This window comes from Pseudomonas sp. 1912-s (genome assembly GCF_029269205.1).
Classification (GTDB): domain Bacteria; phylum Pseudomonadota; class Gammaproteobacteria; order Pseudomonadales; family Pseudomonadaceae; genus Aquipseudomonas.
Genome location: NZ_JARIXR010000045.1, coordinates 23,966 through 35,904, shown reverse-complemented (window position 1 = coordinate 35,904; position 11,939 = coordinate 23,966). Strand labels below are relative to the sequence as shown.

General features: G+C 62.5%; 11 protein-coding genes. 8 read left to right on the top strand and 3 right to left on the bottom strand.

Translation table 11 applies throughout. From position 1 onward, the window contains the following. Positions 1-831 precede the first annotated feature (831 nt). The 6 genes from P3C29_RS30565 to P3C29_RS30540 all read left to right on the top strand — a co-directional run bounded on the left by P3C29_RS30565 (position 832) and on the right by P3C29_RS30540 (position 6,792). The gene (locus P3C29_RS30565; protein WP_275966241.1) at positions 832-2,499 is read left to right on the top strand and encodes an AMP-binding protein; all 1,668 of its coding nucleotides are present in this window, start codon (positions 832-834) and stop codon (positions 2,497-2,499) included. Positions 2,500-2,530: 31 nt separating this feature from the next. Then, positions 2,531-2,974: a hotdog fold thioesterase gene (locus P3C29_RS30560; RefSeq protein WP_010166324.1), complete on the top strand. Its 444-nt coding sequence runs from the start codon at positions 2,531-2,533 to the stop codon at positions 2,972-2,974. A gap of 98 nt (positions 2,975-3,072) precedes the next feature. Next, positions 3,073-3,882 (top strand): alpha/beta hydrolase, encoded by an 810-nt coding sequence (locus P3C29_RS30555; RefSeq protein WP_275966240.1) that lies wholly within the window; start codon positions 3,073-3,075, stop codon positions 3,880-3,882. After that, positions 3,879-4,733, top strand: a complete 855-nt coding sequence (locus P3C29_RS30550) for an alpha/beta hydrolase (protein WP_201124980.1) — start codon at positions 3,879-3,881, stop codon at positions 4,731-4,733. Before P3C29_RS30555 ends, P3C29_RS30550 begins: the two co-directional genes overlap by 4 nt. A gap of 102 nt (positions 4,734-4,835) precedes the next feature. Next, positions 4,836-5,654: a DUF4892 domain-containing protein gene (locus tag P3C29_RS30545; protein WP_029615735.1), complete on the top strand. Its 819-nt coding sequence runs from the start codon at positions 4,836-4,838 to the stop codon at positions 5,652-5,654. Positions 5,655-5,727: 73 nt separating this feature from the next. Continuing rightward, positions 5,728-6,792, top strand: coding sequence for an AI-2E family transporter (locus P3C29_RS30540; RefSeq protein WP_010166331.1), 1,065 nt, complete (start codon positions 5,728-5,730; stop codon positions 6,790-6,792). Between the two features lie 26 nt (positions 6,793-6,818). On the opposite strand, the gene P3C29_RS30535 is transcribed toward P3C29_RS30540, so the two are convergent. Both P3C29_RS30535 and P3C29_RS30530 read right to left on the bottom strand, forming a co-directional pair. Beyond that, a complete protein-coding gene (locus P3C29_RS30535) occupies positions 6,819-7,856 on the bottom strand; it encodes an ATP-binding protein (protein WP_275966239.1) in 1,038 nt (345 codons plus the stop codon). Next, positions 7,856-8,620, bottom strand: coding sequence for a response regulator (locus P3C29_RS30530; RefSeq protein ID WP_201126221.1), 765 nt, complete (start codon positions 8,618-8,620; stop codon positions 7,856-7,858). The genes P3C29_RS30535 and P3C29_RS30530 overlap by 1 nt, the downstream gene beginning before the upstream one ends. Positions 8,621-8,910: 290 nt before the next feature. Between P3C29_RS30530 and pyrF the strand changes: the two genes are divergently transcribed. Continuing rightward, a complete protein-coding gene (gene pyrF, locus P3C29_RS30525; RefSeq protein WP_275966238.1) occupies positions 8,911-9,609 on the top strand; it encodes an orotidine-5'-phosphate decarboxylase in 699 nt (232 codons plus the stop codon). A 138-nt stretch (positions 9,610-9,747) separates the two neighbouring features. On the opposite strand, the gene P3C29_RS30520 is transcribed toward pyrF, so the two are convergent. Next, positions 9,748-10,755 (bottom strand): NADP-dependent oxidoreductase, encoded by a 1,008-nt coding sequence (locus P3C29_RS30520; protein WP_076015253.1) that lies wholly within the window; start codon positions 10,753-10,755, stop codon positions 9,748-9,750. Between the two features lie 227 nt (positions 10,756-10,982). On the opposite strand from P3C29_RS30520, the gene P3C29_RS30515 reads away from it, so the two are divergent. Further along, positions 10,983-11,744, top strand: coding sequence for an SDR family oxidoreductase (locus P3C29_RS30515; protein ID WP_275966237.1), 762 nt, complete (start codon positions 10,983-10,985; stop codon positions 11,742-11,744). The last annotated feature ends 195 nt before the right edge of the window (positions 11,745-11,939 follow it).

Sequence of the window (11,939 nt, the reverse complement as noted above, 5' to 3'; positions counted from 1 at the left end):
CTCTGCCCCGCCTGTCGGCACCTCGCCTAGGCTCGGTGTTCCCTCACTCCGGCATTGCTCCGCGGGCCGCCGCGACGGGGCGTCCCTGCCCCGTCGCGGCTAAACCGGCGTCCTGCCGGTTTACCCGCTCCTCAATCCCTGCGTTCGGCCTCGGGCTTATTGGGGCAGTCAGATCAAGATCAAAAGCAAGAGCACAGCGGCCTACAGGCCGGCTTGAGTGGTAGAAGCCAGATCAAAAGCGAAAACCAAATCTGAAACTAATGCAGCGCTGCTTTTCTGTGGGAGCTGGCTTGCCTGCGATGCAGACAACTCGGTCTCTCAGGTACACCGAGGCGATGCCATCGCAGGCAAGCCAGCTCCTACAGTTGGACCGTGCCCGCTTTAGATTTTGATTTTGCTTTTGCCTTTGCTTCACACCACTCAAGCCGGCCTGTAGGCCGCTGTGTTCTTGATCTTGCTTTTGATCTTGATCTTAGGCGCCCCGTTAAACCACGCTGGCCGAACGCAGGCTTTGGAGCGTGGGTAACCCGGCAGGACGCCGGGTTAGCCGCGCTGGGCCAAGGATGGCCCATCGCGGCGGCCCACGCTCCAAAGCCGGAGAGAGGGCACACCGAGCCTAGGCGAGGTGCCGAGTGGTGGGGCAAGAGCGTTTTGCTTACTTTTGCGCTGTTCAAAAGTGAGCCGCCGTAAGGGCGGAACCCATATCAGCCCTGACCGCAGCAACGGATATACCCCCGAAACTTCAGAACTTGCACCCCCTGCGCTCCCATGAAATAGTCCGCCCAAGCAAGTGCTTGGTTGGCTACCATCGGAACACACAGGAGCGCGTCCATGTCTGTCGCTTTTCGTTTGCCGTTGCAGGTCTTCTTTGAACGTGAAGCGCGACACCCGCGCCAACGGTTCCTGGTGCAACCCATCAAGGGCGGGGAGGTGCAAACCCTCACTTGGGCCGAAGCCGGCCACCAGGCCCGCTGCGCCGCCCACTGGTTGCGAGCCCGTGAGCTGCCCCAGGGCTCCCACATTGCCCTGATCTCGAAAAACTGCGCCCACTGGATCATCGCCGACCTCGCCATCTGGATGGCCGGCCATGTCTCGGTGCCGCTCTACCCCAACCTCACCGCCGACTCCGTGGCCCACGTACTGGAGCACTCCGAAGCCGCCCTGGCGTTTATCGGCAAGCTGGACGACTGGCCGGCCATGTCTGCCGGAGTGAAGGCCGATCTGCCGACCATCAGCCTGCCGCTGTGCCCCGACGGTGAGTTCGATTTCACCTGGGCCGACCTGCAAGCCTGCTCCCCCATCCAGGACAACCCCGCACCGGCTGCGTCCGACCTGGCCACCATCATCTACACCTCCGGCACCACCGGGCTGCCCAAGGGCGTGATGCACAGCTTCGGCGCCCTGGCCTTTGCGGCTATCCGCGGCACTGAGTTGTTCGGCCTGGGGGAGGGCGATCGCCTGCTCTCCTACCTGCCGCTGTGCCACGTGGCCGAGCGCATGTTTGTGGAAATGGCCTCGATCTACACCGGGCAAACGGTATTTTTCGCCGAGAGCCTCGACACCTTTCTTACCGACCTCAAGCGGGCACGGCCTACAGCGTTGTTCGGCGTACCGCGCATCTGGACCAAATTCCAGATGGGCGTCTACAGCAAAATGCCCGCAAGCCGTCTCGACACCCTGCTGCGCCTGCCCTTTATTGGCAAGCGCGTCGGGCACAAGGTTCTCGCCGGGCTGGGCCTGGACGCAGTGCGTGTAGCGATCTCCGGCGCAGCCCCGGTGCCTGAAGCGCTGTTGCTCTGGTACCGCAGGCTGGGTTTGGATGTGCTGGAGGTCTATGGCATGACCGAAAGCTGCGGCTATTCCCACGTATGCCGCCCCGGCCAACAGAAACTCGGCTGGATCGGCCCGCCATGCCCGGATGTTGAAGTGCGCATCGGTGATGACGGTGAAGTCCAGGTGCGCAGCGGCGCGACCATGCTCGGCTATTTCAAGGACCCCGCAAAAACCGCCGAGACCATCACCGCGGACGGCTTCCTGCGCACCGGTGACAAAGGCGAGCAGGGCGCCGATGGGCGTTTGCGGCTGACCGGGCGGCTCAAGGAGATCTTCAAGACCAGCAAAGGCAAATACGTGGCCCCGGCGCCGATTGAAAACCGTTTGGCCGAGCATGTGCGCATCGAACAGGTGTGCGTGGTGGGCGATGGCTTGAGCGCGCCCATAGGCTTGTGCGTGTTATCCGCAGGAGGCTTGCAAGATACGACAGGCCAAGGGCGCCAGGCGTTGCAGGGGAGTCTTGAGCGCTTGCTGGAAGAGGTTAACCAGGTGCTGGATAAACATGAACGCTTGCGCCAACTGGTGGTGGTGAAAGACAGTTGGGCGGTGGAAAACGGCTTTCTCACGCCGACCTTGAAAATCAAGCGCAACGTGATCGAATCCGTTTACGGGTCGCAGTTTCAGGCCTGGAGCGAGCGCTCCGAGGCCGTGCTGTGGCAGGATTGAGCACTGACATAACACCAATAAGGACTGATCAATGAGCCTGTGGCGCACCCAACCCAATATCGAACAACTCAATGCGATCCAGAAAAACACCATTGGTGAAGTGCTGGATATTCGCTTTGAAAGCGCTGACGACGAGTCCCTGACCGCCAGCATGGTGATCGACCACCGCACCCATCAACCCTACGGCCTGCTGCACGGCGGCGCGTCGGTGGTGCTGGCGGAAACCGTGGGCTCCATGGCCAGTTACCTGTGCATCGACGCCAGCAAGTTCTACTGCGTGGGCCTGGAAATCAACGCCAACCACCTGCGCGGTTTGCGCAGCGGGCGGGTGACGGCGGTGGCCAAGCCGATTCACATCGGGCGCACCACCCATGTGTGGGATATCCGCCTGACCAGCGATGAAGGCAAGGCCAGCTGCGTATCGCGCCTGACCATGGCGGTGGTGCCGCTGGGCGAGAACCCGCCGGCACGATAGGCATGGCGTGAGTGTCATCATTCCTGGCAGTTACAGTCATTGCCGTGACTGCCCGGTCTGGGGAGAATCAACGCTCTGTTTACGGTGATGGATCAGGTATGTCGCAGCACGTGTTTTTTGCTCACGCCAATGGCTTCCCGTCGGCGACCTACGGCAAATTGTTTGCCGCCCTGGCCCCGGAGTACGCCGTCGCGCATTTGCCGCAGCACGGCCACGACCCCCGATTTCCGGTGGATGACAACTGGCAGAACCTGGTGGACGAACTGATCCACCACCTTGAACAACAGCCGGAGCCGGTGTGGGGTGTGGGCCATTCATTGGGTGGCGTGCTGCACCTGCACGCGGCCATGCGCTGCCCGCAGTTGTATCGCGGGGTGGTGATGCTTGATTCGCCGGTACTCACCCTGGCCGATCGCTGGGTGATTCGCGCGGCCAAGCGCTTTGGCTTTATCGACCGGCTGACCCCGGCGGGTCGCACCCTCGGCCGTCGTGAAGAGTTCGCCGACCTTGCGGCAGCGCGCCAGTACTTTGCCGGCAAAACCCTGTTTCGCGGTTTTGATCCCGAATGTTTCGATGCTTACCTGCAACATGGCCTGGAGCCGGTGGGTGATCGCCTGCGCCTGCGGTTTGATCCGGCCACCGAAATCAGCATCTACCGTGGCGTGCCCCACACCAGCCCAGGCCAGGTCCGGCAATTGAAGGTGCCGCTGGCGGTGGTGCGCGGCCGCCAGAGCCGGGTGGTGATGCGTCACCATGCCAGCGGCGTGGGGCGCATGCCCATGGGCGAAATGCTGACCATGCCCGGCGGCCACATGTTTCCCCTTGAGCGCCCCCAGGACACCGCCACCTTGATCAAGAACCTGTTTGCCCGTTGGGAAGCCCGCCAGCGCGAGCGCAGTTGCGCATGACCGCGCCCGTCGAAGAAGTCCGCCTGGCCCTGCCGCACATCGAGTTGGCGGCGCATCTGTTTGGCCCCGAAGACGGCCTGCCGGTCATCGCCCTGCATGGCTGGCTGGACAACGCCAACAGCTTTGCGCGCCTGGCGCCGAAGCTTGATGGCCTGCGCATTGTCGCCCTGGACATGGCCGGCCATGGTCACTCGGCCCATCGACCCGTCGGTGCGGGTTATTCCCTGTGGGATTACGTCCACGATGTGCTGCAAGTGGCCGAACAACTGGGCTGGAAACGTTTTGCATTACTTGGTCACTCCCTCGGTGCCATCGTTTCCCTGGTGTTGGCCGGTGCCTTGCCGGAGCGGGTGACGCACCTGGGATTGATCGATGGCGTGATCCCGCCGACCGGCACTGCCGATAACGCCGCCGAACGTCTTGGGATGGCGTTGCAGGCGCAACTGGCCCTGCAAGACAAGCGCAAACCGGTGTACAGCACCCTTGATCGTGCGGTGGAAGCGCGGATGAAAGGCGTGGTGGCAGTCAGTCGCGAAGCAGCGGAATTGCTGGCCCAGCGTGGCCTTATGCCGGTGCCGGGCGGTTACACCTGGCGCAGTGACAGCCGTCTGACCCTGGCTTCCCCCATGCGTCTGACAGAAGAACAGGCGATGGCCTTCGTGCGCCGGGTCGGCTGTCCGACACAACTGGTGGTCGCCGAAGACGGCATGCTGGCGAAACATTCCGAATTGCTTTCCGGGCTTCCGTTCCAGGTGACTACCTTGCCCGGTGGCCATCATTTGCACCTGAATGACGAGCCGGGCGCTACCCTTGTTGCAGACTGTTTCAATCGGTTCTTCTCCACGCCTTGACTTGGCGGGGTCAACTGCCGAGGCTGGGCGGATCGAAAGGGAGTCAACCATGAACGATCTCAGCACCGCAGCGCACCCCAATGGCCAGGGCGCACTGATCCGATGAGTATGCCGAAGGGATTTATCCGTATTCTGGGGCTGTGCTGTTTCAGCCCGCTGGTGTTCGCCGCCGACGTACCGGGTAGCCAGGACTTGCCCGCCGTGGCCCGTCAGGTCGACGCGCAGATCGTCGACTACCGCCCCGCCGAAGAAAAAGAACGCATCTACCCGCTGGGCTCGATCCGCAAGATCAGCGGCCAGCTGCGCTATGAAGGCCAGGCCACCGCCCGTGGGCTGAATACGGCCATTACCTACGAACTGCCTGCCGAACACACCTCCAGCGCCGCCTTTACCGCCACCCGTGAGGCCTTGCAGGCCCAGGGCGCGCAATTGCTGTTCTGGTGCCAGGCCCGGGATTGCGGCGAAAGCAGCCTGTGGGCCAACGAAGTGTTTGGCAACGCCAAGCTGGTAGGCGCCGATGGTCAACAGGAATACCTGTTGCTGCGCCTGGCGGCGCCTCAGGACAATTCCCTGGTCGCGCTGTACGGCATCACCCGGGGCAACCGTCGGGCGTATCTGCATGTGGAGCAACTGGACGCCAGCGCACCGCTGGGCGACTTGCTGCCGACTTCCGCCACGCTGCTGCGGGAGCTGAAAAGCACCGGCGAGCTGGACTTCCCCAAGCTCGGCGCCGAACCTGACGCCACCTGGCTCACCCTGATTTCCCGTGGATTGAACCTGGACGCCACCTTGCGGGTCAGTTTGACCGGGCCTACCGCTGAGGCATGGCGCCAGGGCTTGATCGATCAGGGCGTACGCGCGGCCCGCCTGGAAACCGGCACCGCCGAAGCCAAGGGTTTGCACCTGCATCTGATACGCTGACCGTTCCAGGGCGAACGGACCCGTGCCGTTCGCCTAAGCTCTTCCTCTTACAGACTTCTTTTCGAGAAACCACATGCTCAATAACGATCGCCTGCTGGTGCAAATCCTGCTGCTGGTGTTGTTCGGTGCCAGCTTCTGGGTGATGGCGCCGTTCTGGTCGGCGCTGTTCTGGGGCGCGGTGCTGGCGTTTGCCAGTTGGCCGGTGATGCGTTTGCTCACCCGCTGGCTGGGCGGGCGTGAGTCCCTGGCTGCCGGAATCCTGACCCTGGTCTGGATGCTGTTGGTGGCGTTGCCGCTGGTATGGCTGGGCTTTAACCTCGCAGATCATGTGCGCGATGCCGTGGGCCTGATCAAGGATATTCAGGTGGATGGTTTGCCCGAAGCGCCGGCCTGGCTTGGCTCCATCCCTTTTGTCGGCGAGCGGTTGGTGGCGATGTGGGACAGCATCGACCAGCAAGGCGCGGCGCTTATGGTCACCCTCAAGCCGTACCTGGGGCAGGTGGGTAACTGGTTGCTGGCCCGCAGTGCGCAGATCGGCGGCGGGATTCTGGAGCTGACCCTGAGCCTGGTGTTCGTGTTCTTTTTCTACCGTGACGGCCCGCGACTGGCGATGTTTGTGCATCGCTTGCTGGAGCGCTTGATCGGCGAACGTGCCGGTTATTACATCGAACTGGTGGCGGGCACCGTGCAACGCGTGGTGAATGGCGTGATCGGTACGGCGGCTGCCCAGGCGGTGCTGGCGCTGATTGGCTTCCTGATTGCCGGGGTGCCGGGGGCACTGGTGCTGGGCATCGTGACGTTCCTGCTGAGCCTGATTCCCATGGGGCCGCCATTGGTGTGGATTCCCGCCACGGCCTGGCTGGCGTGGAAGGGCGACTACACCTACGCCGTGTTCCTCGGGGTGTGGGGCACGTTCATCATCAGTGGCGTGGACAACGTGCTCAAGCCGTACCTGATCAGCCGTGGCGGCAACCTGCCGCTGGTGATCGTGCTGTTGGGGGTGTTTGGCGGGTTGATCGCCTTCGGTTTTATCGGCCTGTTTATCGGCCCGACATTGCTGGCAGTGGCGTATAGCCTATTGACGGACTGGAGCGCCAGCCAGGCTCAGGTGCGGCGGGAAGATAAAGCCGAACAGTAAGGGGGAACAGGGCGCAGGAATGATGCCTACGCCCTCGGCAACCACATCACCGCCGTCAGGCCACCGCCTGGCGTTTCCTCCAGGCTCAGCCGTCCACCGAGGCGCTCAACCGCCTCCTTGGAAATAGTCATCCCCAACCCCACGCCGCCGGAATTACGGTTGCGTGAGCCTTCCAGCCGATAAAACGGCTCAAACACCGCTTCACGTTTATCCGCCGCAATTCCGGGGCCATGGTCGATCACCTTGACCACCAGCGCCTGCGGGGTGTCCGCCAGTTCGATGCGTGCCGTGCCGGCATAGCGCAGGGCGTTGTCGATCAGGTTGTTCAGGCACGAACGCAACGCCATCGGCTGCACCTGCAGCGGCGCGCATTCACCGCTGCATTGCACGTCGGAGCCGCGGTCCTGGGCGTTTTCACTCAGGGATTCCACCAGCGCCTGAACGTCCAGCCAATGCCGGGTTTCGCTGGTGCGCTGCTCGTGCAGGTAGCTCAGGGTGGCGTCGAGCATGCCGATCATGTCGTCCAGGTCCTGGCGCATCTGGCCCTGCAGCTTGGTGTCTTCGATCTGTTCCAGGCGCAGCTTGAGCCGTGACAGCGGCGTGCGCAGGTCATGGGACACCGCGCCGAGCATGCGGGCGCGCTGGGTGACCTGTTCGCGGATGCGCTTTTGCATCAGGTTAAAGGTCGACGCCGCCTGCCGTGCTTCCCGGGGGCCGGACTCGTTCAGCGGCGGGCTGTCGAGGTCCAGGCTCAGGCGCTCGGCCGCGGCGCTCAAACGCTGGATCGGCCGGCTGAGCAGCTTGGCGCCGTACCAGGCCGCAATGATCAGCGAGAAGAACTGGAAGGTCAGCGGCACCACCGGCCCGCCGAACCAGGAGCGGCGATGCTCCTTGGGCATGGACGTCAGGGTGCCGTCCGGTTGCTCGATGAACGTCTCGTGGGGCGGTGGCGGCGGCGGGCCGTAGTGGTGAAACCAGAAAAATGCCAGCACGTGGGCCAGCACAATCGCCACCAGCAACACACCGAACAGCCGCCCGAACAGGGTGTTGAAGGCGTTGCGCATCAGCCGATATCCCGGGCGTCGAACAGGTAGCCTTCACCGCGCACGGTCTTGATCAATTGCGGCGCCTTGGGGTCATCCCCGAGTTTTTGGCGCAGGCGCGAGACCAGCAAGTCGATGCTGCGATCAAAGGCTTCAATGGAACGACCGCGGGCCGCATCCAGCAGTTGTTCGCGGCTCAGCACCCGGCGCGGGCGCTCGATAAATACCCACAGCAAACGGAATTCGGCGTTGGACAGCGGCACCACCAGGCCATCGTCGGCCACCAGTTGGCGCAGTACGCTGTTGAGGCGCCAGTTATCGAAGCGGATGTTCGCTCGTTGCTCGGTGCGGTCGTCCCGCACCCGACGCAGGATCGTCTGGATGCGCGCCACCAGCTCGCGGGGCTCGAAGGGCTTGGACATGTAGTCGTCGGCCCCCAGTTCGAGGCCGATGATGCGGTCGGTGGGTTCGCAGCGGGCGGTGAGCATCAGGATCGGAATGTCCGATTCAGCCCGCAGCCAGCGGCACAGCGACAGGCCGTCTTCACCCGGCAGCATCAAGTCGAGCACTATTACGTCGAAGGTTTCGGCTTGCATGGCCTGGCGCATGGCCGCGCCATCGGTCACGCCGCTGGCGAGAATATTGAAGCGCGCCAGGTAATCGATCAGCAGTTCGCGGATCGGCACGTCGTCGTCGACGATCAGTGCGCGGGTGTTCCAGCGCTTGTCTTCACCCACAAGCGAGCCTTTTTGATCGTCATTCAGCACAGGAGTCAGGGTTTGCATGGTGCGATCATCTACCTGGTGGGCCGCCGGGCCGAAGGTCGGCGGCGAGGTTGTTGCGTTCAGCATAGGCGCCCAGCCCCGGGGCTGGAAGTTCTGTACGGTGGTTCACGTGTGCGAGGCTAGTCTTCGGGGGTATTGCAGGCATGTCGGGAATGTATCTGTTTTGACACAATTGTCCGGGAGCCCGCAATCTGGCGGGTAAATCGCGAATTACCGATCATCGGATCCCGCAAACCCGCCGCTTGCGCTACAATCCGCGCCGATTTCGACTTGCCTGAGAGCCCATTCCAATGTCCGTCTGCCAGACTCCTATCATCGTCGCCCTGGATTACCCCACTCGTGACGCCGCACTGAAGCTGGCTGACCAGTTGGACCCCACGCTTTGCCGGGTCAAGGTCGGCAAGGAACTGTTCACCAGTTGCGCCGCAGAAATTGTCGGCACCTTGCGTGACAAGGGCTTCGAGGTGTTCCTCGACCTGAAATTCCACGACATCCCCAACACCACCGCGATGGCGGTCAAGGCCGCCGCCGAAATGGGCGTGTGGATGGTCAATGTGCACTGCTCCGGCGGTTTGCGCATGATGGCTGCGTGCCGTGAAGTGCTCGATCAGCGTACAGGCCCCAAGCCGCTGCTGATTGGCGTGACCGTGCTGACCAGCATGGAACGTGAAGACCTGGCCGGCATCGGCCTGGACATCGAGCCACAGGAACAAGTGCTGCGCCTTGCCGCCCTGGCGCAAAAGGCCGGCCTGGACGGCCTGGTGTGCTCGGCGCTGGAAGCCCAGGCGCTGAAGACCGCCCACCCGTCGCTGCAACTGGTGACCCCGGGGATTCGCCCGGCGGGCAGCGCCCAGGACGACCAGCGTCGCATCCTGACCCCGCGCCAGGCTCTGGACGCCGGTTCCGATTACCTGGTGATCGGTCGCCCGATCAGCCAGGCGGTCGACCCGGCCAAGGCGCTGGCGGCGGTGGTTGCCGAGATCGCCTGAAACCAGGCGCGGTAAAAAATGTGGGAGCGGGCTTGCCCGCGATGCAGGCGACTGGTGTTTCTGTGACACCAAGGCGATGCTATCGCGGGCAAGCCCGGCTCCCACATGGATAGTGGCCACAGAACGATCTGCGGTGTGTCAGCTGACTTTCAATACCAACTTCCCAAAGTTCTCGCCGTTGAACAGTTTCATCAACGTTTCCGGGAACGTCTCCAGCCCTTCGACGATATCTTCCTTGCTCTTGAGCTTGCCCTGAGCCATCCAGCCGGCCATCTCCTGCCCGGCAGCGGCGAAGTTCGCCGCGTGGTCCATCACCACAAACCCTTCCATGCGCGCACGATTGACCAGCAATGACAGGTAATTGGCCGGCCCTTTGACGGCTTCCTTGTTGTTGTACTGGCTGATGGCACCGCAAATCACCACGCGGGCTTTCAACGCCAGGCGGCTGAGCACGGCATCAAGGATGTCACCGCCAACGTTATCGAAATACACGTCCACGCCCTTTGGGCACTCGCGCTTGAGGCCGGCGTGCACGTCTTCGTTCTTGTAGTCGATGGCGGCATCAAAACCCAGCTCATCCACCAGGAATTTGCATTTGTCGGCACCGCCGGCAATGCCCACCACGCGGCAGCCTTTGATCTTGGCAATTTGCCCGGCAATGCTGCCCACCGCACCCGCTGCGCCGGAAATCACCACCGTGTCGCCGGCCTTGGGCGCGCCGGTGTCCAGCAGGGCGAAGTAGGCGGTCATGCCGGTCATCCCCAGCGCAGACAAATAGCGTGGCAACGGTGCCAGTTTCGGATCGACCTTGTAGAAACCTCGCGGTTCGCCGAGGAAGTAATCCTGCACGCCGAGGGCGCCGTTGACGTAGTCACCCACGGCAAATTTCGGGTTGTTCGAGGCGATGACCTTGCCTACGCCCAAGGCGCGCATGACTTCGCCGATACCCACCGGCGGAATGTAGGATTTGCCCTCGTTCATCCAGCCTCGCATGGCCGGGTCCAGGGACAGGTATTCGTTGTGCACCAGCACCTGCCCGTCCTGGGGCGTGCCCACCGGTACTTCCTGGTAGGTGAAGGTGTCCCGCGTGGCAGCGCCGACCGGGCGTTTGGCGAGCAGGAATTGGCGGTTGGTCTGGGCAGTCATGGCAGGGACTCTTGAGAAGTGGACCTTGAGTGATAGACCCTTAAGGCCGCACCGGCAAGGTCCGGGGCACCTGCGAATGCCCCTCGATCCACTGTGATGATAGTGAGGCCGGTAGAGTTATCACTGCGGCTCATGGTTCGCCAACCGGGCGTTTGATAGTGCTGACGCGCCTATCATCGCTCTGGCTAGACTGAGGTCATCCAGCATCCCCATCGAAGGACATCCCCATGAGCATGACGTTTTCCGGCCAGGTCGCCCTGGTGACCGGTGCAGCCGCCGGCATTGGCCGCGCCACTGCACTGGCATTCGCCGCTGAAGGCTTGAAAGTCGTAGTCGCCGACCTGGACGTGGCGGGCGGCGAGGGCACCGTGGCGCTGATTCATCAGGCCGGTGGCGAGGCAGTGTTTGTGCGTTGCAATGTCACCCTTGAGGCGGATGTGCAGCAGTTGATGCAGCAGACCGTGGTCACCTATGGCCGGCTGGACTATGCCTTCAACAACGCCGGGATCGAGATCGAAAAGGGCAAGTTGGCCGACGGCAGCCTGGACGAGTTCGACGCAATCATGGGCGTCAACGTCAAGGGCGTGTGGTTGTGCATGAAGTACCAATTGCCGTTGCTGCTGGCCCAGGGCGGCGGCGCTATCGTCAATACCGCGTCGGTGGCCGGCCTTGGGGCGGCGCCGAAGATGAGCATCTATTCCGCGTCCAAGCACGCGGTGATCGGCCTGACCAAGTCGGCGGCGATCGAGTACGCGAAAAAGAAAATCCGCGTCAACGCGGTGTGCCCGGCCGTGATCGACACCGATATGTTCCGCCGGGCCTATGAAGCTGACCCGCGCAAAGCTGAATTTGCCGCCGCCATGCACCCGGTCGGGCGTATTGGCAAGGTCGAGGAAATCGCCAGTGCGGTGCTTTATTTGTGCAGCGACGGCGCCGCATTTACCACGGGCCAGGCCTTGGCGGTAGACGGTGGTGCGACCGCTATTTAGGAACTGACGCTGATGCCATTCAGAAAAGCGTTGGAGGCGCTGTGGGGCTTTTCCGCAGGTGGCCAGATGCCTTGGCTGAATGTGTATCAGCAGGTAAATAATTCAATTAAATCAATAATTTAATAAAAAATGGCCACGGCTGTCGCCGAGCTTCTGTGCTTAACTGGTTTGGGTTAAATGACAACAGTTTAAGTG

Bases quoted from the DNA above. Each gene is read 5' to 3' on its own strand.
- pyrF (WP_275966238.1), top strand. From the start codon at position 8,911: ATGTCCGTCTGCCAGACTCCTATCATCGTCGCCCTGGATTACCCCACT.
- P3C29_RS30515 (WP_275966237.1), top strand. From the start codon at position 10,983: ATGAGCATGACGTTTTCCGGCCAGGTCGCCCTGGTGACCGGTGCAGCC.
- P3C29_RS30540 (WP_010166331.1), top strand. From the start codon at position 5,728: ATGCTCAATAACGATCGCCTGCTGGTGCAAATCCTGCTGCTGGTGTTG.
- P3C29_RS30520 (WP_076015253.1), bottom strand. From the start codon at position 10,755: ATGACTGCCCAGACCAACCGCCAATTCCTGCTCGCCAAACGCCCGGTC.
- P3C29_RS30530 (WP_201126221.1), bottom strand. From the start codon at position 8,620: ATGCAAACCCTGACTCCTGTGCTGAATGACGATCAAAAAGGCTCGCTT.
- P3C29_RS30560 (WP_010166324.1), top strand. From the start codon at position 2,531: ATGAGCCTGTGGCGCACCCAACCCAATATCGAACAACTCAATGCGATC.
- P3C29_RS30545 (WP_029615735.1), top strand. From the start codon at position 4,836: ATGAGTATGCCGAAGGGATTTATCCGTATTCTGGGGCTGTGCTGTTTC.
- P3C29_RS30565 (WP_275966241.1), top strand. From the start codon at position 832: ATGTCTGTCGCTTTTCGTTTGCCGTTGCAGGTCTTCTTTGAACGTGAA.
- P3C29_RS30555 (WP_275966240.1), top strand. From the start codon at position 3,073: ATGTCGCAGCACGTGTTTTTTGCTCACGCCAATGGCTTCCCGTCGGCG.
- P3C29_RS30550 (WP_201124980.1), top strand. From the start codon at position 3,879: ATGACCGCGCCCGTCGAAGAAGTCCGCCTGGCCCTGCCGCACATCGAG.
- P3C29_RS30535 (WP_275966239.1), bottom strand. From the start codon at position 7,856: ATGCGCAACGCCTTCAACACCCTGTTCGGGCGGCTGTTCGGTGTGTTG.